Source organism: Cellulomonas soli, from assembly GCF_052036975.1.
GTDB classification, from domain to species: domain Bacteria; phylum Actinomycetota; class Actinomycetes; order Actinomycetales; family Cellulomonadaceae; genus Cellulomonas; species Cellulomonas soli_A.
The window spans coordinates 85,582-106,133 of record NZ_JBQIAR010000013.1 but is presented as its reverse complement, the minus strand read 5'-3'; the positions used below and the strand labels follow the sequence as shown (position 1 = coordinate 106,133).

The 20,552-nt window shown below is 72.2% G+C and carries 18 protein-coding genes and 1 tRNA gene; 10 read left to right on the top strand and 9 right to left on the bottom strand.

Features of this window, described 5'->3' with window-relative positions; translation table 11 throughout:
- Positions 1 to 42: 42 nt before the first annotated feature.
- Positions 43 to 717: a TetR/AcrR family transcriptional regulator gene (locus ACTHAM_RS13870; RefSeq protein WP_440688443.1), complete on the bottom strand. Its 675-nt coding sequence runs from the start codon at positions 715 to 717 to the stop codon at positions 43 to 45.
- Positions 718 to 788: 71 nt separating this feature from the next.
- Between ACTHAM_RS13870 and ACTHAM_RS13865 the strand changes: the two genes are divergently transcribed.
- Complete coding sequence (locus tag ACTHAM_RS13865) at positions 789 to 1,427, top strand: DUF4386 domain-containing protein (RefSeq protein WP_440688441.1); 639 nt, start codon at positions 789 to 791, stop codon at positions 1,425 to 1,427.
- A 69-nt stretch (positions 1,428 to 1,496) separates the two neighbouring features.
- On the top strand, positions 1,497 to 2,318 hold the full coding sequence (locus ACTHAM_RS13860; protein ID WP_440688439.1) for a hypothetical protein: 822 nt from the start codon (positions 1,497 to 1,499) through the stop codon (positions 2,316 to 2,318).
- 42 nt (positions 2,319 to 2,360) lie between these two features.
- Here the strand turns inward: ACTHAM_RS13860 and ACTHAM_RS13855 are convergent.
- A tRNA-Gly gene (locus ACTHAM_RS13855) sits at positions 2,361 to 2,431 on the bottom strand.
- Positions 2,432 to 2,662: 231 nt separating this feature from the next.
- Between ACTHAM_RS13855 and ACTHAM_RS13850 the strand changes: the two genes are divergently transcribed.
- The 7 genes from ACTHAM_RS13850 to ACTHAM_RS13820 all read left to right on the top strand — a co-directional run bounded on the left by ACTHAM_RS13850 (position 2,663) and on the right by ACTHAM_RS13820 (position 10,450).
- Positions 2,663 to 4,027 carry a glycosyltransferase gene (locus ACTHAM_RS13850; protein WP_440688437.1) on the top strand — a complete coding sequence of 455 codons (1,365 nt, stop codon included), beginning with the start codon at positions 2,663 to 2,665 and terminating at the stop codon, positions 4,025 to 4,027.
- Positions 4,028 to 4,291: 264 nt separating this feature from the next.
- On the top strand, positions 4,292 to 5,668 hold the full coding sequence (gene tig / locus ACTHAM_RS13845; protein WP_440688435.1) for a trigger factor: 1,377 nt from the start codon (positions 4,292 to 4,294) through the stop codon (positions 5,666 to 5,668).
- Positions 5,669 to 5,884: 216 nt separating this feature from the next.
- Entirely contained in the window at positions 5,885 to 6,508 is a 624-nt protein-coding gene (locus ACTHAM_RS13840; protein WP_440688433.1) for an ATP-dependent Clp protease proteolytic subunit, read from the top strand.
- A 40-nt stretch (positions 6,509 to 6,548) separates the two neighbouring features.
- On the top strand, positions 6,549 to 7,253 hold the full coding sequence (locus ACTHAM_RS13835) for an ATP-dependent Clp protease proteolytic subunit (RefSeq protein WP_440688431.1): 705 nt from the start codon (positions 6,549 to 6,551) through the stop codon (positions 7,251 to 7,253).
- A gap of 183 nt (positions 7,254 to 7,436) precedes the next feature.
- Positions 7,437 to 8,708, top strand: coding sequence for an ATP-dependent Clp protease ATP-binding subunit ClpX (clpX, locus tag ACTHAM_RS13830; RefSeq protein ID WP_440688429.1), 1,272 nt, complete (start codon positions 7,437 to 7,439; stop codon positions 8,706 to 8,708).
- Between the two features lie 91 nt (positions 8,709 to 8,799).
- Positions 8,800 to 9,111, top strand: coding sequence for a chorismate mutase (locus ACTHAM_RS13825; protein ID WP_440688427.1), 312 nt, complete (start codon positions 8,800 to 8,802; stop codon positions 9,109 to 9,111).
- A gap of 172 nt (positions 9,112 to 9,283) precedes the next feature.
- On the top strand, positions 9,284 to 10,450 hold the full coding sequence (locus ACTHAM_RS13820; protein WP_440688425.1) for a baeRF2 domain-containing protein: 1,167 nt from the start codon (positions 9,284 to 9,286) through the stop codon (positions 10,448 to 10,450).
- A gap of 78 nt (positions 10,451 to 10,528) precedes the next feature.
- Here ACTHAM_RS13820 and ACTHAM_RS13815 read toward each other — a convergent pair whose 3' ends face one another.
- The 7 genes from ACTHAM_RS13815 to ACTHAM_RS13785 form a co-directional block, all read right to left on the bottom strand.
- Positions 10,529 to 12,346, bottom strand: a complete 1,818-nt coding sequence (locus ACTHAM_RS13815; protein WP_440688423.1) for an AMP-dependent synthetase/ligase — start codon at positions 12,344 to 12,346, stop codon at positions 10,529 to 10,531.
- Positions 12,347 to 12,380: 34 nt separating this feature from the next.
- Positions 12,381 to 13,475 (bottom strand): hypothetical protein, encoded by a 1,095-nt coding sequence (locus ACTHAM_RS13810; protein ID WP_440688421.1) that lies wholly within the window; start codon positions 13,473 to 13,475, stop codon positions 12,381 to 12,383.
- 9 nt (positions 13,476 to 13,484) lie between these two features.
- On the bottom strand, positions 13,485 to 14,273 hold the full coding sequence (locus ACTHAM_RS13805) for an amino acid ABC transporter ATP-binding protein (protein WP_440688419.1): 789 nt from the start codon (positions 14,271 to 14,273) through the stop codon (positions 13,485 to 13,487).
- Positions 14,270 to 15,109: an amino acid ABC transporter permease gene (locus ACTHAM_RS13800; protein WP_440688417.1), complete on the bottom strand. Its 840-nt coding sequence runs from the start codon at positions 15,107 to 15,109 to the stop codon at positions 14,270 to 14,272. The genes ACTHAM_RS13805 and ACTHAM_RS13800 overlap by 4 nt, the downstream gene beginning before the upstream one ends.
- A gap of 1 nt (position 15,110) precedes the next feature.
- On the bottom strand, positions 15,111 to 15,923 hold the full coding sequence (locus ACTHAM_RS13795) for an ABC transporter substrate-binding protein (protein WP_440688416.1): 813 nt from the start codon (positions 15,921 to 15,923) through the stop codon (positions 15,111 to 15,113).
- Between the two features lie 238 nt (positions 15,924 to 16,161).
- Positions 16,162 to 18,810 (bottom strand): valine--tRNA ligase, encoded by a 2,649-nt coding sequence (gene valS / locus ACTHAM_RS13790; RefSeq protein WP_440688414.1) that lies wholly within the window; start codon positions 18,808 to 18,810, stop codon positions 16,162 to 16,164.
- A gap of 80 nt (positions 18,811 to 18,890) precedes the next feature.
- Entirely contained in the window at positions 18,891 to 19,439 is a 549-nt protein-coding gene (locus tag ACTHAM_RS13785) for a CGNR zinc finger domain-containing protein (protein WP_440688412.1), read from the bottom strand.
- A gap of 105 nt (positions 19,440 to 19,544) precedes the next feature.
- Between ACTHAM_RS13785 and ACTHAM_RS13780 the strand changes: the two genes are divergently transcribed.
- A complete protein-coding gene (locus tag ACTHAM_RS13780; RefSeq protein WP_440688410.1) occupies positions 19,545 to 20,546 on the top strand; it encodes an EamA family transporter in 1,002 nt (333 codons plus the stop codon).
- Positions 20,547 to 20,552 lie beyond the last annotated feature (6 nt).

Here is a 20,552-nt window from a genome sequence, read left to right as displayed (position 1 = left end):
TGCGGTGCAGGTCGCCGCTGTGCGGGTCGTGTGCCGAGGTCGTCAGGACCGGTCGGGCGACCGCCACCCGGCCAGGTGCAGCTGCTCGATGCCGCCGAGCAGGAGGTCGAGGGCGAACGCGAACTCCGCGTCGTCGTCGCACCCGAGGTCGGCGTGGGGAGCGGTGGTCGCCATCCGCACGATCGCGGGGTACGACGCGGCATAGCCGGCCATCGCCCGCGCCCGCTCGTCAGGGTCCTCGGGCAGACGCGGTGTCGGCATGACGTCGCGGGTGAATCCCCACATGCGGGTGCTGAGGGCGTGCATGGCGTGGTGCACGAGGTCGGCCGAGAGGCCGCCGTCGAACATCACGGCCATGAGTGAGTCCATGTAGGCCAGCACGCGCGGGCTCGCCAGCGTGCGCGACTCCACGGCGTCCCGGGCCCACGGGTGCGCCGCGAGCGCGGCGCGCGTCGCCAGGATGCGGGCACGGAGCACCTCGCGCCAGGTGCCGGACCCGTCGGGCCCGCCGACGTGCTCGATCAGCCGGTCGACCATGCCGTCGAGCAGCTCGTCCCGGCCGCCGAGGTGCTTGTACAGGGCCATCGGGGTCACCCCGAGCGACTCCGCGACGCGACGCATGCTCGTCGCCTCGAGCCCGTCGGCATCCGCGAGCCTGATCGCGGCGTCGACGATCCGCGCGCGGTCGAGAGGGGTGCGGGTCGCAGCGGTTGACACGTGTACAGCGTATACCTACGCTCGCTCACGAGGTGGCATACGCCGTATACCAAACGATGAGGAGCCGTGCGATGACCCACACCCCCCGGCAGCACGCCCGCGCCGCTGGCGCCCTGTACCTGGTCACCCACGTCACCTCGGTGGTCGCGGTCGCCGCCTACGGTTCAGGGGCGGTGGAGGCCGGCGTGACCCTTGAGCTCGCGCTCGCCGTCGGCTGCGTCGGCACCGGCGTGCTCCTCTGGCTCCTGCTGCGTGAGCACGGCCCCGCACGTGCCGCCACGTTCGCGCTGCTGCGCACCGTCGAGGCGTCGGTCATCGCTGCCGGGTCCCTGCCGATGCTGGCTGCGTCGTGGGTGGCCACCGGCCCCGGCGCGGTGACGGACGCGCTCGACGAGCTGCACACCGCCGCGTTCCTCGTCGGGCAGGGGCTCGTCATCGCCGTCAACACGATCGTGCTCGGCTGGCTGCTGCTCGACTCCGGACGCGTGCCGCGTGCGCTCGCCCTGCTGGGCCTCGGCGGCGGCGCCCTCGTGCTCGCCAGCGACCTCGGCCAGCTCTGGGGCGTCGTCCCGATGAACGGCGTACTCGCCGGTGCCGCTGCCGCGCCGGTGTTCGCGTTCGAGCTGTGGTTCGCGCTGTACCTGATCGTGGTCGGCCTGCGCCCGCCGCAGCCGTCCGCCGTCACCGAGCCGAGCCACGCGCTCGCCTGAGCTCCACGTCACTGGTCCCCGTCCTCGAACCGTCCTCGTCCGCGCGGCGGACGATCGTGAGGAGCCGTCATGTCCGTGCCGCAGCCCGCCACGCCGAGGTCGGGGAGGCCGACCGCCGTCCTGTGGTTCCTGACGGCGGTGCTCCTCGCCGCCGTGGCGCTGATGCCCGCCGCCGTCGCCCGCCTCGCCGCCGGGCCGGGCGGCCTCACGGTCGCGGACCTCCCGCAGGAGGTCAGTGCCGGGTTCGACCGGTGGTTCGCCGCCGGTGGGGCGCAACCCGATCCCGAGCTGGCCGCCGCGGTGCGCTTCTGGGCCGTGTTCCACGTCGTCAAGGCCGGGTGCGCGGTCGCACTGCTGGCGGTGCTGATCCTGCTGCTGCGGCGACTGTGGGCGGCGCCGCTCGGTGCGGGTCACCGCGGTCGCCGGGCACTGCACGCGGCGGCGGCGGCCGGTGGAGCGGTGCTGGCGGCGGTCGTTCTGCTCGTCGTGCTCGCCAACGTGCAGGGTGCCGTCGCGCCGTTGTCCTCGGTGCTGAGCTTCCTGCCGACCGCTCCGCCGAGCTCGACGATGACGGCCGTACGGGCCCAGCTGCGCGGCGGGGTGTCGACGCCGTTCCTCACGGCCCTCGTGGGCGACTTCCGCAGCTACCACGCGGCCTTCGTGGTGGTCGGGTCGATCGCGGTCCTCGGTCTGCTGGTCGTCGTCGTGGTCCTGTGGCGACGACGGGCGCAGACACCGCGCGCGCACCGCTCGCGCCGGACCGTCCTGGCCGCGGGTGCGGCGTCGGTCGGAGCGATGGCACTGCTCCTGGCCGTGATCGTGCTCGCCAATGCCACGACGGTCTCGGCCACCGAACCGGCGCTGGCCGCGTTCCTCGGCGGTGGCCGGTGAGGTCCACGACCTGGCGCAGCTGCTCGAGCTGCGGATGCTGGGAGCGGACGACGGGAATCGAACCCGCGTAGCCAGTTTGGAAGACTGGGGCTCTACCATTGAGCTACGTCCGCACGGGTCATCGCCGTGGCGCTGACCGCGGCACCCAGGGTACCGGCTCCGGTCGCCCGGTTCGCGCACCGAGGGCGCACCCCGACCTTCGGGTCCTCGTGCGTGGCGGATCTCGCGTAGCCGAGACGGCCCCGCGCTCGTCCGGCCGGGCCGCTCGCCCCAGCCGGACGTATCAGACGCGCCCCTGCGAATCTCCTGTGCTCCAGAACGCCCCAGAGCCCACGGAGTCACCCATGAGCAGGATCCTCGTCACCCTGAGTCCCCTCGCCGGGCACGTGCGCCCGGCGCTGCCGGTGATCCGGGCGTTGGCCGATGCCGGCCACGACGTCCTGGTGTACACGGGCAGCAAGTTCGCCGACGCGGTCGCGGACGCCGGGGGGACGGCCGCGCTCATGGTGCGCGGTCGCGACATCGACGACGCTCACCTGGACGCGTGGTCCCAGGCGCAGGGGGCGCCGTCGACCGGGCTGCGGCGGCTGCAGTGGGACGTGCGGCACGTGTTCCTGGACCCGGTGCCCGACTACGTGGACGACCTCACCGACCTGGTGGCCTCGTTCGCGCCGCACGTGGTGCTCGCCGAGAGTGCCTTCCTCGCCGGGGCGCTCACGGCCGCCCGGCACGACCTGCCGTGCGTGGCGCTGTCGGTCGTCCCGCTGGCCCTGACCGGTCGGGACACGGCACCGTTCGGCACCGGCCTGCCGCCGACCGCCACAGCGCTGGGGCGGGCGCGGACCACGGCCTTGCGCCTGCTCGTCGAGAAGGTCGCCTTCCGGGACGCGCAGCGGCACGCGCGGGCCGTGATGGCCGAGTTCGGCATGGCCCACCCGCGCGGGTTCCTGCTCGACTGGGTCAGCCAGCTGGCCGCCTGCACGCTGCACACCTCGGTCCCTGGCCTAGAGCACCCGCGCAGCGACCTGCCGGCCTCCGTCGAGATGATCGGGCCGATCGCGCCCCGCGAGGCCGAGCGGTTCGAGCGGCCCGCCTGGTGGCAGGACGTGCTCGCGGCGTGCACGGTGCGCCGGCCCGTGGTGCTGGTCACGCAGGGTGCCGTCGCCCGAGACCCGCAGCGGCTGGTGCTGCCGGCGCTCGCCGCGCTCGCCGACGAGGACGTGCTGGTGGTGGCCCTGGCGCCTGCGGCGGGTGCAGGCCGGGGCATCGTCGCGGCCGACGTGCCGGGCAACGCGCGCGTGACGGAGGCCGTGCCGTTCGACCAGCTGCTGCCGTTCGTCGACGTGCTGGTCACGCACGGTGGCTTCGGCGGTGTGCAGCAGGCGCTCGTGCACGGCGTCCCGGTGGTGGTGGCGGGGCGTTCGGGGGTCGAGGTGGAGGTCGCCGCGCGCGTGGTGCGTGCCGGTGCGGGCGTCTCGGTGCGCACCGACGCGCGTTCTGGTGCCCCGTCGCCTGCCGCGGTGCAGGCGGGGGTCCGGGCGGTCCTCGGGTCGCGGCAGCCCGGGGTGCACGCGCGGGCCCTGGCCGTCGAGTACGGCAGGTACGACGCGATCGCCCGCACGGTCGAGGTCGTCGAGGCCACGGCGTTGCGGCACGGCCGGTCCCACGTGGCGCCCGTGGGTGCCGGTGCGCGACGTCGGGCGGCCTGAGGGCTTCGGCGCCTCGTGCGCGTGGCGGGTGGCCCGGAGGAGGGGCCGGGTCACCCGCCGCGCGCGCGAGGCAAGGCGTGAGGCAGGCGTCGGGCAGGCGTCGGGCAGGCGTGAGGCACAGCAGGGGTACTGCCTGCGGGAACGCCTGATGGTTCGGTCGCACGGTGAGCCGTGACGTAGGATCGAGGGTCGCGTGACGCGTCGTCAGCACGGATGCCGCCGGACCTCTCCGGTGCCCGCCCCGATCAGTTGGAGACCATCGAAGTGAAGAGCGCCGTCGAGACCCTGGAGCCCACCAAGGTCAAGCTGACCGTCGAGGTGACCTACGACGAGCTCAAGCCGAGCATCGACCACGCCTACGAGCACATCGCCGAGCAGGTGACGGTCCCCGGCTTCCGCAAGGGCAAGGTGCCGCCCCGCATCATCGACCAGCGCGTGGGTCGCCCCGCCGTCATCGAGCACGCCGTGAACGAGGGTCTGTCGACCTTCTACGCCGAGGCCGTGCGGGAGAACAAGCTGCGCCCCATGGGTCAGCCCGAGGTCAACGTGACGCAGGTCCCCGGCCTGTCCACGGCCAAGGACGCCGAGCCCGGCGAGCTGCACTTCACCGCCGAGGTCGAGGTCCGCCCCGAGATCACCGTCCCCGAGCTCGAGGGCCTGGCCCTGACGGTCGACTCCCTCGAGGTCTCCGACGAGGACGTCACCGGCCGCCTGGACGCGCTGCGCGAGCGCTTCGGCACGCTGGTCGGCATCGACCGCCCGGCCGCCGAGAAGGACTTCGTCGTCCTCGACCTGGTCGCCACGATCGACGGCGAGCAGGTCGACCAGGTCTCCGGCGTCAGCTACCAGATCGGCTCGGGCAACATGCTCGAGGGCCTCGACGAGGCGCTCACCGGCCTGTCCGCCGGCGAGACCACCACGTTCGAGACCGAGCTGGCCGGTGGCGAGCACGCCGGCGAGCGCGCCCAGGTGACCGTCTCGGCCACCACGGTCAAGGAGCGCCAGCTGCCCGAGGCGGACGACGACTTTGCCCAGCTCGCCAGCGAGTTCGACACGCTCGAGGAGCTCACGGCCGACCTGCGCGAGCAGGCTGCGCGCATCAAGGCCTCGAACCAGGCCGTCCAGGCCCGTGACCTGCTGCTCGAGAAGCTCCTCGAGGGCACCGAGATCCCCGTGCCGGACGGCGTCGTGCAGGCCGAGGTGACCCGTCACCTGGAGTCCGAGGGTCGCCTCGAGGACGACGAGCACCGTGCCGAGGTCAACGAGCAGGCCGCCAGCGCCCTGAAGAACCAGATCCTGCTGGACACGCTGGCCGAGCAGCTGAAGATCAAGGTCTCGCAGCAGGAGCTCATCGACTACCTGGTCTCCGCCTCGCGCCAGTACGGCATGGACCCCAACACCTTCATCCAGACGATCGACCAGCAGGGTCAGATCCCGATGATGGTGGCCGAGGTCGCCCGCTCGAAGGCCCTCGCGGTCGCGCTGCGTCGCGTCGCGGTGACCGACTCCGAGGGTGCGGCCGTCGACCTGGCCGACTTCATCGGCACGGACGAGGACGACGCCGCGGCCGAGGCCGCCGAGGTCGTCGAGCCCACCGAGGACGCCGCGGAGGAGACCGCCGAGGAGACCACCCAGGCCTGAGCCTGCGTTCCCGGTGAGCCTGCCTGGCTCTGCGTGACGAGGACCCCGTACCCGCTCGGGTGCGGGGTCCTCGCGCGCCCGGGCGGTCATGCTGCGCCGTCAGCGAAAACGGCCGTGGCCGCGACATCGACGGGCCGGGCCGCGCGTTAGGGTCCTTGCACATGCACGGTCGGCAGGTCCCGTGACCGCCGACGCAGCCAGACGAGGGAGCGCTTCGTGAACCACCAGGTGCCGGCGATCGCCCGGGCAGAGTCCCCGGGGCTCGGTCTCAACGACCACATCTTCAACCGACTGCTGCGCGAGCGGATCATCTGGCTCGGCTCCGAGGTCCGCGACGAGAACGCCAACGCCATCTGCGCGCAGATGATGCTGCTGGCCGCCGAGGACCCCGACAAGGACATCTGGCTCTACATCAACTCGCCCGGTGGCTCGATCACCGCGGGCATGGCGATCTACGACACCATGCAGTACATCCAGCCGGACGTCGCCACGATCGCGATGGGCATGGCGGCCTCGATGGGGCAGTTCCTGCTCTCCTCGGGCACCAAGGGCAAGCGGTACGCCACGCCCCACGCCCGCGTGATGATGCACCAGCCCTCCGGCGGCATCGGTGGCACCGCCACCGACGTGCGGATCAACGCCCAGCTGATCCTGCACATGAAGACCGTCCTGGCCGAGCTGATCGCCGAGCAGACGGGCAAGTCCGTCGAGCAGATCCACACCGACTCGGACCGCGACCGCTGGTTCACCGCCAACGAGGCGCTCGAGTACGGCTTCATCGACCACGTCGTCACGCACGCCGGCTCGGTCACCGGCGGCGGCGGGACCACCGGTTCCTGACGCGCCCCGACCCGCCCCGACGACACCCAGGGAGACACTCGTGAGCTTCGAGTCCCAGTTCATGGCCCGCGCCGGCCGGCTCGCCGGCACCCCCGGCGGCCAGGCCCCCGCCTCGCCCTCCGGTCGCTACGTGCTGCCGCAGTTCGAGGAGCGCACGGCCTACGGCTTCAAGCGGCAGGACCCGTACACCAAGCTGTTCGAGGACCGCATCATCTTCCTCGGCGTGCAGGTGGACGACGCCTCGGCCGACGACGTGATGGCGCAGCTGCTCGTGCTGGAGAGCACGGACCCCGACCGCGACATCATCCTGTACATCAACTCGCCCGGCGGCTCGTTCACGGCGCTCACGGCGATCTACGACACGATGCAGTACATCAAGCCGCAGATCCAGACCGTGTGCCTCGGGCAGGCGGCCTCCGCGGCGGCGGTGCTGCTCGCAGCCGGTTCGCCCGGCAAGCGCCTGGCCCTGCCGAACGCGCGCGTGCTGATCCACCAGCCCGCCATGGAGGGCGGCGGCTACGCGCAGGCCTCCGACATCGAGATCCACGCCAACGAGCTCATCCGGATGCGCGAGTGGCTCGAGGCGACGCTGGCGTTCCACACCGGTCGCGACGTCGACCAGGTCCGCGTGGACATCGAGCGCGACAAGATCCTCACCGCCGCCCAGGCGCTGGACTACGGGATCGTCGACCAGGTGCTGGCCAGCCGCAAGGCCGCCACCGTGCCGGTGGTGCAGCCCGTCTGACGCTCGCGCGGAGCCGCCGCGTATCCGGATCGTGACCGGATCGCGGCGGCCCCGGGCGTGGCTCGGCTGACACACCCGCGCGTGGTGGTGTGCAATGGAGTGACGGCATGTCATCCTCGGACGGCATCCGGAAGACGCACCGCCCGACCGGGGTGGGAGGCGACACGCAGGAAGGAGACGCACGTGGCTCGAATGGGGGACGGTGCGGATCTCCTGAAGTGCTCCTTCTGCGGCAAGTCGCAGAAGCAGGTCAAGAAGCTGATCGCCGGTCCGGGTGTGTACATCTGCGACGAGTGCATCGACCTGTGCAACGAGATCATCGAGGAAGAGCTCGCCGAGGCCACCGAGGTCGGCATGGTCGAGCTGCCCAAGCCGAAGGAGATCTTCGACTTCCTCGAGCAGTACATCGTCGGCCAGGAGCCCGCCAAGCGGTCGCTCGCGGTGGCGGTCTACAACCACTACAAGCGCATCCAGGCCGGTGAGTCCGGGCGCGGCGGCGACGACCAGGTCGAGATCGCCAAGTCGAACATCCTGCTGATCGGCCCCACGGGCTGCGGCAAGACGTACCTGGCCCAGACCCTCGCGAAGATGCTGAACGTGCCGTTCGCCATCGCGGACGCCACGGCGCTCACCGAGGCCGGTTACGTCGGTGAGGACGTCGAGAACATCCTCCTCAAGCTCATCCAGGCCGCTGACTACGACGTCAAGAAGGCCGAGACGGGGATCATCTACATCGACGAGGTCGACAAGATCGCCCGCAAGAGCGAGAACCCGTCGATCACGCGCGACGTGTCCGGCGAGGGCGTGCAGCAGGCGCTGCTGAAGATCCTCGAAGGCACCACGGCCTCCGTGCCACCGCAGGGCGGGCGCAAGCACCCGCACCAGGAGTTCATCCAGATCGACACCACGAACGTGCTGTTCATCGTGGCCGGCGCGTTCGCCGGGCTCGACGAGATCATCACCAGCCGTGCCGGTCGCCGCGGCATCGGGTTCGGTGCGCCGCTGCACTCCGCCGACGACGTCGACGTCTACGGCGAGGTCATGCCGGAGGACCTGCTGAAGTTCGGCCTGATCCCCGAGTTCATCGGCCGCGTGCCCGTCATCACCACCGTCTCGCCGCTGGACCGCGACGCGCTGGTGCGGATCCTCACCGAACCTCGTAACGCGCTGCTCAAGCAGTACCAGCGCATGTTCGAGATCGACGGGGTCGAGCTGGAGTTCGACGACGAGGCCGTCGCGGCGATCGCCGACCAGGCGCTGCTGCGCGGCACCGGTGCCCGTGGTCTGCGCGCCATCATGGAGGAGGTCCTCCAGCAGGTGATGTTCGAGGTGCCCAGCCGCGACGACGTGGCCCGTGTGGTCATCACGCGCGACGTGGTGCAGAAGAACGTCAACCCCACGCTGGTGCCCCGCGACGCCTCCGACAAGCGCACCCCCCGCGAGAAGAGCGCCTGAGCCCGCCCTCCCGCCGCACCGGGTCGTCGACCAGCCGCCCGGTCTGGTCACGTCGGGTGTCCCGCGCCGTGCAGCACCTAGGATCGGCCGCGTGAGCGACGAGCCCGAGATCCCCGCCGAGCTGCGCCGGCTGCGCGGCAGTATCGACAACATCGACGCGGCCCTGATCCACATCCTCGCCGAACGGTTCAAGGCCACCCAGCAGGTGGGTGTGCTCAAGGCGGCGAGGGGGCTGCCGGCCTCCGACCCGGGCCGTGAGGAGCGTCAGGTGGCCCGGCTGCGGGCGCTGGCGCAGGAGGCCGACCTCGACCCGGTCTTCGCCGAGAAGTTCCTGGCGTTCATCGTCGAAGAGGTCATCCGGCACCACGAGGCCATCGCGCAGGACCACGCGAACGGGTCCTGAGGCCCGCCCCTGCCGGCGGTCGCGGCTCGCACCTGTGCCGGACCGCCGCTCTGCGTGCGGCCCCGGTGGCGCGCACGTCGGGCCTGGCGGAAGGTGGGGGAGTCAGTTCCGGCGGGTGATCGGCAGCGTCGCCGAACCCGCCGGAGCCCCGCGACCCCGGAGGTAGTGCTCCATGGACCTGCGCTGGCTCAAGCCCCTTCTCGGACGACCGGCACCGTTCACCAGCGTGTTCCTGGACGCGACGCGCGCCGACGCGAACGGCGACGAGGAGGTCCTCGACCGGTGGCGTGCGTTGCGCCGCGAGCTCGAGCGGGACGGCGCACCCGGTGTGGTGCTCGACGAGATCGAGGAGCGTGTCGGCCGACCGTTGGGCGTGTCAGGACCGCACGGACGTGTGCTGGTCGCGGACGCCGACGGTGTGCTGGTCGACCGGGCCGTGGCCGCACCGCCGGCCGCGTCGTCGGCCACGTGCGGACCCGTGCCGGTGCTGCTGCCGGCCGCGCAGGCCGCCGACGAGTGCACCCGGTACCTGCTGGTGGTCGTCGACCGCCAGGGTGCCGACCTGACGTGGTCGGACGGCACCGGGGCCCGTGACACCGAGCACTGGGTGGTCGAGGGGGACCACGACGCGTTGCACAAGGTGCGTGACGGCGGGCTGTCGGACAAGCGGGCCGAGGACTCGTGGGAGCGCAACGCCGAGGTGGTCGCGGCCGAGCTCGACCGGCAGGTGGCTGCGCGTGAGCCCGAGGTGGTGCTGCTCACCGGTGACGTGCGTGCCGTGGCGCTCGTGCGCGACGCCGTCGGGCAGACAGCGCGGGACCGGCTGGTCGAGGTCGTCGGGGGATCGCGGGCCGAGGGTGTGCACCGCGAGTTCGGGCACAAGGTCACCGAGAGCCTCGAGGCGTTCCGGTGGCGTCGGCGCGAGGCGGCGCTGGCCCGGTACCGCGAGCAGCAGGGCCGCGGGTCGGGCGCGGTGACGGCCCTGGAGGACGTCGTGGCGGTGCTGCAGCGCGGCCAGGTGGCCGAGCTGGTCGTCTCCCCGGGGGCGGGTCTGGGTGCGCGCACGCTGTGGGTGGGCCCCGAACCGCTGCAGCTGGCGCTGTCCGAGACCGAGCTCGGGGTGATCGGGGTGCAGGGACCGGTCCGGTCGATGCCCGCCGACGCGGCGCTGCTGCGGGCCGCTGTCGGGCAGGATGCGGGCCTGACGCTCGTCGACGACGGTCAGGTGGAGCTCGTCGACGGGGTCGGTGCGGTGCTGCGCTGGTCGGACGGCTCGACACCCAGTGAGGCGGTGCCGACCCTGTCGAGCGACCAGATGCGGCTGCGCCGGATCGTCTGACCCCACCTGACCCTGACCTGAGCCGTGCCCGGACGGCGGTCCCGTCGTGTGCGGTCCGCCGTCCGGGCATCGGGTGCCTCAGGCTGTGGCGTCCGCCCGGGTGTCCGTGTACAGCTCGTCGATCGTCGCCTCGAAGTCGCGCAGCACCAGTGCTCGCTTGACCTTCAGCGAGGGCGTCAGGTAGCCGTTCGCCTCGGTGAAGTCGGTGGGCAGCACGTGGATCTTGCGGATCGACTCCGCCCGCGAGACGGCCTCGTTGGTGCGGGCCACGGCGGCGTCGAGCGAGTCGCGCACCGCGGGGTGCACCGCGGCCGTGGCCACGTCCATCGACGGCAGCCCGTGGTTGGCGAGCCACCCCGGCAGCATCTCGGCGTCGAGGGTGACCAGGGCGCCGATGAACGGGCGCTGGTCGCCGACCACGACGACCTGGCTGACCAGTGGGTGACCGCGCAGCCGGTCCTCGAGCACGGCCGGGGCGACGTTCTTGCCGCCGGCGGTGACGATGATCTCCTTGGTGCGGCCGGTGATGCGCAGGTAGCCGTCGGCGTCGAGCGTGCCCAGGTCGCCGGTGCGGAACCAGCCGTCGGACAGGGCGGTCGCGGTGGCCTCGGCGTCGTGCCGGTAGCCGCGGAACACGTGCGGGCCCTTGACGAACACCTCACCGGCGTCGTTCACGCGCAGCGACGTGCCGGGGAACGCAGGACCGACGGTGCCGACCTTGGTCAGCCCGGGACGGTTCACGGCGGTGGGTGCGGTGGTCTCCGTGAGGCCGTACCCCTCCAGGATGCGCACCCCGATACCGCGGTAGAAGTGACCCAGGCGTTCGCCGAGGGGCGCCCCACCGGACACCGCGAACTCGCACGCGCCTCCCAGGGCCTGCCGCAGCTTGGCGTGCACCAGGCGGTCGGCCAGGCGGTGCTGGGCCTTCAGGGCGGCACTGGGACCGCCGGACGTGTCCAGCGCACGCGAGTAGGTGATCGCGACCTTGGTCGCCCACCGGAACACGCGGAGCGAGAGGCCGGAGCCGGCCTTCTGGCCCGCGGAGTTGTACACCTTCTCGAACACGCGGGGGACGGCCAGCACGAACGTCGGACGGAACGCGGCCAGGTCGGGCAGCAGGTTGCGGGTGTCCGGGGTGTGCCCCAGCACGGCGCCCGACGGTACGCACAGCACCTGGATGAACCGCGCGAACACGTGCGCGAGCGGCATGAACAGCAGTGTGCGCGAGTACGGCTTGGCGCAGACCTCGCGCAGCCCCTCGACGCCGTTGAGCGTCAGTGCGACGAAGTTGCCGTGCGTGAGCTCGACGCCCTTGGGGCGGCCGGTCGTACCGGAGGTGTAGATCACGGTGGCCAGGTCGTCCATGCCGGCCAGGGTGCTCCGGCGCGTGATCTCGTCGTCGCTCACGTCGACCCCGCGTGCCACCAGCGACTCGATCGCGCCGTCGTCGAGTACGAGGACCTCGGCCAGACCGGGCAGGTCGTCGCGCACGGTCGCCACCGTCGCCGCGTGCGAGGCGGTCTCGACGATCGCCAGTCGGATCCCGGCGTCGGCGGCGATCCAGCGCACCTGCTCGGCCGAGGACGTCTCGTAGATCGGCACGCCGACGGCGCCCGCCTGCCAGATCGCGAAGTCCAGCAACGTCCACTCGTACCGCGTGCGCGACATGATGCCGACACGGTCGCCGGGCTCGACACCGCCGGCCACCAGGCCCTTGGCCACGGCGCGCACCTGGTCGACGAACTCCTGCACGGTGACGGGCAGCCACGAGCCGTCGTCCTGGTGCCGCTCGGCGAAGACGTCCTGCGGGTCGCGGGCGAGCCGCTGCGCGAGCAGGGTCGGGATCGACCAGGTGGGGTCGGTGGTCACCGACGAGGGCGTGGTGAACTCGGGCATGCGGGGCTCCTGCTCGGCGGGGACGCCCTGAACCCTATCGGCGTGCGAGCAGGCTCGTGACGGACCTGCGGGCCTCGGCGGTGCCGACCAGCAGCAGGGTTCCGCCGTCCTCGCCGGCCGTGACGCTCACCGCACCCTCGGCACGGGTCGCGCCCGGTTCCGCGCCGCTGATCCGCACGGCGGCGCCGCTCGAGGTGCACGTCAGGGCGATGTCGCCGCCGACGCCACTGGCGGCCAGGACGGTCGCCGTGAGTTGTTCGATGAGCGCGGCGGCCCGCTCGTCCGCGGTGAGCGCGAGGTCGGCGGTGGCGCCCAGCCCGAACGGCCCCGGCCCGGTGTCTGCGGTCAGCGCGCACTGCGTGCCCGTCAGCGCGACCGCGCCGGTCAGCGCGCCGGTGGGGGAGTCGATCGTGAAGGTGGCCACCACGTGCCGGCGCAGGGAGGGTGTGAGCGTGCCCGCGGTGGTGTCGTCGACCGCGAGGCGCGGCACGTCCAGCACGGCCGGGTCGGGGGAGTCGGCCGTCGCCGCCACGTCCGCGGCACGTTCACGCAGGCGGTCCGGCCCCACGACGAGGCCGACCGGGAACCCGTTCGCGTACCGGATGACGGTCGCGGAACCGACGACCTGCAGGTCGGCCGGCATCGGGTCGAGCACCACCTCGGCGCCTTCCGGTCCGCAGCGCAGCACGACGGACGTCGTCGAGTCGTCCACGGAGTCCGCGGCAACGTACCCCGAGGTCTGCAGGGTGCTCGCCAGCAGGTCGGCCGCGGGGTCGGGTTCGCCCCCGTCCTCGCCGTCGTGCGCACCCTCGTCCGCGGGCGAGGCGAGCACGGACGTCACGATGTCGCGGTCGGCGGTCGCCGCGGTGCAGGTCTCGTCGTCCCGGGCGACCAGGCCTCGCACCGTCCGACCGTCCGACGCCGTGCCCTCGAAGACCGCCAGGACGTCCTCGGCCGGAGCCACCTCGACCAGCGCGGCGGGCAGCGCGGCCACGGCGACGGACAGCGCGGTCGCGGCATCGCCCTGCGGATGCGCGTCGTCGTCGGTGCATGCCGAGGTCGCCCCCAGCGCGACGGCCAGCACGATCGCCCCGGTCAGACCTCGTCTCGCTCGTGTGTGCGCCGCCATGCGGCGACCCTAGTGGTCGGGGTTCCCCTGGTGGGTGTGAACGGGGTCGAGGACCCGCTGCAGGAAGGTCCGCGTGCGCTCCTCGCGCGGCGCCCCGATGACCTGCTCGGGCGGCCCCTGCTCGACCACGACACCGTCGTCCATGAAGACCACCCGGTCGCCGACCTCACGGGCGAACGCCATCTCGTGCGTGACGACCAGCATCGTCATGCCGCCCTCGGCGAGGTCGCGCATGACGGCCAGCACGTCCCCGACGAGCTCGGGGTCCAGGGCGGAGGTCGGCTCGTCGAAGAGCATGAGCGCCGGGCCCATGGACAGTGCACGGGCGATTGCCACGCGCTGCTGCTGACCGCCCGACAGCTGCGAGGGGTGCGACTGCGCGCGGTCTGCCAGACCGACCCGGTCCAGGTTCTCCAGCGCGACCTTCTCGGCCTCGGCCTTCGAACGGCCCAGCACGCGCCGCTGGGCGACGGTGCAGTTCTCCAGCACGGTGCGGTGCGAGAACAGGTTGAACTGCTGGAACACCATGCCCACGTGCGTGCGGACGCGGTCGATGTCGACATCGGGGTCGGTGACCTCGACGCCCAGCACGTCGATCCGACCGGCGGTGGGCTGCTCGAGGAGGTTCACGCAGCGCAGCAACGTGGACTTGCCGGAACCCGACGGGCCGATGACGCACACGACCTCACCGGCGGCGATGTCCAGGTCGATGCCGCGCAGCACCTCGCGCTCGCCGAAGGACTTGTGCAGGTCGGCGATGCGGACGACCGGGGCAGCGCCGGCCGTGGTGGCGGTCATGAGCGGCCCTTCGTTCCGGTACGCCGTTCGAGCCAGCGCGCGAGCTGACCGAGCGGGAGCGTGATGAGCAGGTAGCAGGCGCCGATGACCCACAGCGCAGTGAGGCCACCGGTCGCGGTGTTGAGCGCGTCGCGCCCGATCTTCGTCAGGTCGAACTCGGTCTGCAGCAGACCCGCCAGGAACACCAGCGAGGTGTCCTTGGTGAGCAGGATGATCTCGTTGGTCATCGGCGGCAGGACGATCCGGAACGCCTGCGGGATGACGACCTCGACCAGGGCCCGCGCGTGCGACATGCCGAGCGAGCGTGCCGCCTCGACCTGACCGCGCGGGACCGCCTCGATCCCGGCGCGCAGCGTCTCGGCGATGTACGCGGCCGAGACGGCGCCCAGGGCGATCGAGGCCTTCGCGAGCAGCGAGTCGATCCGCACGCCGAAGGCGATCGGGATCGCGAACGCCACCGACAGGACGACCAGCAGCGCGGGGATGCCGCGGAAGAACTCGATGTACACCGTGGCGATCCACCGGTACGCGCGCACGCTCGAGAGCTTCATGAGCGCGAGCACCACGCCGAGCGACAGTCCGACGGTGAACGCGCCCAGCGTGTACCGGATGGTGTTCCACAGGGCGCGCGGCAGGTCGGGGAGCATGTCCTTGGCGGCCTGCGGGTTGAACAGCTGGTCGCCGACACGCGACCAGTCGGTGAGGGCGACGACCGCCCCGACGACGGCCAGGAGCACGGCGTACTGCACGACGCGGACGAGCCGGGCGCGGGCGCGCGGCTTCATCCGGCGACGGCCGGGCGGCAGCGTCAGGGTCGGCGGGGCGGTCGTCGTCATGTCACTTGCCGATCGGTGCGGTGCCGATGCGCTCGGTGTAGATCGCGTCGTACGTGCCGTCGGTGGTGATGCGCTCGAGCGTGCCGTTGATCGCGTCGAGCAGCGCGGTGCTGCCCTTCTTCACGCCGAACCCGTACTGCTCGCCGGTCGGGAACGTGGTGGCGACCTCGAAGCCCTCCTCGACGAACGGGCCGAGCACGGCGATGTCGTTGATCACGGCGTCGACCTGGCCGGTCTTGAGCGCCTGGATCTGCAGGCCGAGGTCCTCGAACTGCACGGTCTGCAGCCCGTTCTCGTCCGCGAACGTCTCGCCGGTGGTGGCCTGCTGGACGCCGACCTTCTTGCCGGCCAGCGAGTCGACATCGCTCAGGTCCGAGCCGGAAGGCACCAGGAGGCCCTGGTCGGCGTCGAAGTACGGGTCGGAGAAGTCGAACTTCGCCTTGCGCTCGTCGGTGATCGTGATGCCGGAGGCCACGACGTCGCACGAGCCGGTGTCCAGGTCGACGCCCGACTGGATGGTCTCGAAGGCCGTCACCTTGACCAGCAGCTCGACGCCCAGGTCGTCGGCGACCTCCTGCATGATGTCGATGTCCAAACCGACGATCTCGCCGGTCTCGTCCTCGAACTCGAACGGCTCGTAGGGCGGGTTGGAGCACACCGTCAGGGTGCCGGGCGTGATGAGCGCGACCTCGCCGGCAGCGGCGTTGTCGGAGGCGGCGGGCTCGGCCTCGTCGGAGGAGGACGCGCAGGCGGACAGGAGCAGGGCGGCACCGGCGGCGAGCGACGCGGCGGCCAGGAAGCGGGGGGAGCGCATGGGAGACCTCTCGAACACGGACGGACGAGAAACTATACGTCCCCGACGATAGTTATACGCAGCGGGGACAGTCGGGACGTTCGTCACATGCTGGTGCCGTCACGGCGATCGCGCACCTGCGCAACCGAGAGTCGGTCCGGACCCGTGCGCGGCCCCTGACACACGCGGGGACGACGGAGGGGACGGCGCCGCAGCACCGTCCCCTCCGTCGTCCCGTCAACGAGGGTCGACCGTGCGATCAGGCCTTCGGCTCGGCGGGCACCAGCTCGGCGTCGCCGGCCACCGGCACCTCGACCTCGGCCGTCACCAGTTCCAGCGACCCCGTGACCCGCCCGGCGGCGCGCACGTCGTTCAGTGCCAGCTCGACCCCGGCTCGCAGGGCCTCCGGCACGCTCAGCGTCACCGCGGCGATCTGCGTGCGCATCGAGACCTTCGCCTCGGACTTGACCTTGCGCAGCGCAGCCAGGGCGGCACCGGCCGCACCGACCACACCGGCCTCCGCGTCGCCGGCCGCCGCACGCAGCGCCGACGGCTCGGGCCACGGCTGACGGTGCACCGAGCCGGTGCGCCACCACGACCACACCTCCTCGGTCGCGAACGGCAGCACGGGGGCGAACAGGCGCAGCATCACGTCGAGCGCCAGGCCGAGCGCGGCACGGGCCGAGGCGGCACCCGTCGGGTCCTCGGCGGCGGCGTAGGCGCGGTCCTTGACCAGCTCGAGGTAGTCGTCGCAGAACGTCCAGAAGAACGTCTCGGACAGCTCCAGCGCGCGGGTGTGGTCGTAGGCCTCGAGCGCAGCGGTGGCCTTCTCGACGACGTCGGCCAGGCCGGCGAGCATCGCGCGGTCCAGCGGGACGGTCACCATGGCCGGGTCGAGCGAGACCGGCTCGGTCGGGTCGCCGAACGACAGCGCGAACTTGCTGGCGTTGAGCACCTTGATCGCCAGGCGGCGGCCGATCTTCATCTGGCCGACCTCGAACGCCGCATCCGTGCCCAGTCGGGCCGAGGCCGCCCAGTACCGCACGGCGTCGGAACCGTGCTCCTCGAGCAGACCCATGGGCGTGACGACGTTGCCCTTGGACTTGCTCATCTTCTTGCGGTCGGGGTCCAGGATCCAGCCGCTGATCGCCGCGTCCGACCACGGCAGTGAGCCGTGCTCCAGGTGGGAGCGGACCACGGTGGAGAACAGCCAGGTGCGGATGATGTCCTGCCCCTGCGGGCGCAGGTCCATGGGGAACACGCGCGAGAACAGGTCGGGGTCGGTGCGCCAGCCGCCGGCGATCTGCGGGGTCAGCGAGCTGGTGGCCCAGGTGTCCATGACGTCCGGGTCGCCGACGAACCCGCCGGGCACGCCGCGCTGGTCGGAGCTGTAGCCGGCCGGGACGTCGCTGGACGGGTCGATCGGCAGCTGGTCCTCGGACGGCACCAGCGGGGAGTCGTAGAGGATCTCGCCGTGCTCGTCGAGCGCGTACCAGACCGGGAACGGCACACCGAAGAACCGCTGGCGCGAGATGAGCCAGTCGCCGTTGAGGCCACCGACCCAGTTCTCGTAGCGGACCTTCATGAAGTCCGGGTGGAAGTCCAGCTCGACGCCGCGCGCCAGCAGCTGCTCGCGCAGCGCCTCGTCGCGGCCGCCGTTGCGGATGTACCACTGGCGGCTGGTGACGATCTCGAGCGGCTTGTCGCCCTTCTCGAAGAAGTTCGCCTTGCGCTGCGTGGTCTGCGGCTCGCCGTCCAGGTCGCCGCTCTCGCGCAGCCCGGCCACGACGGCCTCCCGCGCGGAGAACGTGGTCTTGCCCGCCAGCTCGGCGTACACGGCCTGGCCGGCCTCGGTGCCGATCCACTCCGGGGTGTCGCGCAGCAGGCGACCGTCGCGGCCGATGACCGAGCGGGTCGGCAGCTGCAGCTCGCGCCACCAGGTGACGTCGGTGAGGTCGCCGAACGTGCAGCACATCGCGATGCCTGCGCCCTTGTCCTGCTCGGCCAGGGGGTGCGCCAGCACGGGCACCTCGACGCCGAACAGGGGAGTGGTGACCGTGGTGCCGAACAGGTGCTGGTAGCGCTCGTCGTCCGGGTGCGCGATGAGCGCCACACACGCGGGCAGCAGCTCGGGACGCGTGGTCTCGATGTGCACGGGCGTGCCGTCGGCCTGGTGGAACGCGACGCGGTGGAATGCCCCCGGGTAGTCGCGCGCCTCGAGCTCGGCCTGGGCGACCGCGGTCTGGAACGTCACGTCCCACAGGCCGGGAGCCTCCGCCTGGTACGCCTCGCCGCGCGCGAGGTTGCGCAGGAACGCCTGCTGGGCGACCGCGCGGGCCTCGGCCGAGATGGTCTGGTACGTGCGCGACCAGTCGACGGACAGGCCCAGGCGACGCCACAGCGCCTCGAACTGGCGCTCGTCCTCGACCGTGAGCCGCTCGCACAGCTCGACGAAGTTGCGGCGGCTGATCGGCAGCTGGTCGGCGGCCTTGATCGACTTGCCCTCGCCACCCTCGTGCGGGGGCACGAAGTCGGGGTCGTAGGGCAGCGAGGTGTCGCACCGCACGCCGTAGTAGTTCTGCACGCGGCGCTCGGTGGGCAGGCCGTTGTCGTCCCAGCCCATCGGGTAGAACACCTCGGCGCCCTGCATGCGGCGGTAGCGCGCCACGACGTCGGTGTGCGTGTACGAGAACACGTGGCCCACGTGCAGCGAGCCGGAGACCGTGGGCGGCGGGGTGTCGATCGAGTACACCTGTTCACGCGTGGCCGTGCGGTCGAACGCGTAGAGGCCCTGCTCGCTCCAGGCGGCGTCCCAGCGGGCCTCGACCCCGTCGAGGGAGACCTTGTCCGGTACCTGGCGGGCGGGTGCGCTCGTCGGGGCGTCGGTACCAGGGGTCAGGTCGCTCATGGTCAGACATCTTCCCAGATCTGCGCGGTCCGCCTGGACGAGTTCGGGGGGCGAGCGGGCTGTGGAGGTGCGCGGTGCGCTCAGGCGGGCGCGTGCCGCGCGCGGTACGCGGCCACGTGCGCACGGTTGCCGCAGCCGTTGGCCTCGCAGAACTGGCGGGACCGGTTGCGGGAGAGGTCGACGAGCACGGCCGTGCAGTCCGGCGCCTGGCAGGTGCGCAGTCGGTCCCACTGGTCGCCGCGGACCACGTCGGCGACAGCCATGGCCGTCTCGACGAGCATCACGGTGGCCAGTGGCGCGTCGGGGACGGTGGCGTGCAGGTGCCAGTCGGTGCTGCCGTGGCGGACCAGGTACGGCACGCCGTGGGCCTCGCGCAGGATCGCGTTGACCTCGTGCGCGGCGGTGTCGCGGTCGAGCGCCCACAGTGCACCGAGCCGGCCCCGGGCCTCGCGCACCTGCGCGAGCTCGGCCTCGTCGTGGTCGTGGCGCGTGCTGTAGCCCCAGCCGGTGTAGAACGCGTCGAGGTCGGCGACGGTGGCGAGGCGGTCGTGGCCGTCGCGACGCCTGCCGGTGTTGACCAGGTCGGCTGCGGCGCGCAGGTTCGCCTCCGTGTCAGGTGCGAAAACCATGTTGACTCCTGTCACCGAGCGGCCCTACCGTCATGAGCATAGTGACGGATGACTCCTGACATCGCCCGTGGAGGCACGGCTGTCGGGCCGACGACAGGGGAGCACGTGCCACAGGCCCAGCAGGGTGCGCGTGGGCTCGGCGTCGGGGCAGGACTCGTCGCCGCCCTCGCCTTCGCCACCAGCGGCCCCATGGTCAAGCCCCTGCTCGCCGCGGGGTGGACGCCCGGTGCCGCGATCTGCGCCCGGCTGCTGCTCGGCACGCTGCTGCTCGCCGGGCCCGTCGTGTGGACGCTGCGGGGACGGTGGTGCACCCTCGCCCAGGAGTGGCGGCTCGTGCTCGCCTTCGGGTTGCTCGGCGTGGCCGGCGCCTCGACCTGCTACTTCCTGGCCGTCGACCGGCTGCCCGTGGCCGTCGCCCTCCTCGTGGAGTACACCGGGCCGCTGCTGCTCATCGCATGGTCCTGGCTGCGCACCCGGCAGGCACCCACACCCCTGACGCTGCTGGGTGCGGCGCTGGCCACCGGCGGCCTCGCCCTCGTGCTCGACCTGACCGGCACGCTCGAGCTGGACCCGCTCGGCCTGGTCTTCGCCCTGGCCGCCGCGGTCGGCAACGCCGCCTACTTCGCGCTCACCGCCCGGCCCACCGTGCTGCCGCCCGTCGCACTGGCCGGGACCGGCATGGCCGTCGGTGCGGGTGCGGTCGTGCTGGTCACCGCGGTCGGCGTGCTGCCGTTCGCCGCGCCCGACGTCCACGTCGACGTGCTGGGCGCGTCCGTGCACTGGTGGGTGCCGCTCGCGGTCGTCGGGGTGCTGCCCACGGCGTTCGGCTTCGGCATCAGCGCCGTGTCCGTGCGGCTGCTGGGGGAGCGGGTCGCGTCGTTCCTGGCCCTCACCGAGGTCGTGTTCTCCGTGCTGCTGGCCTGGGTGCTGCTGCACGAGCGCCCCCTGCCCGTGCAGCTCGTGGGTGCCGTGCTGGTCGTGGCCGGCGTGGCCACGGTCCGCCGCGGCACCCCCACCGAGATCCCCGCGGTGCAGCGTCCTGACATCGCCCGGCCCCCGCTGCCCGCCCCGGAGCAGGACGACGTCACCGTGGGTGCGATCGGCTGACACATT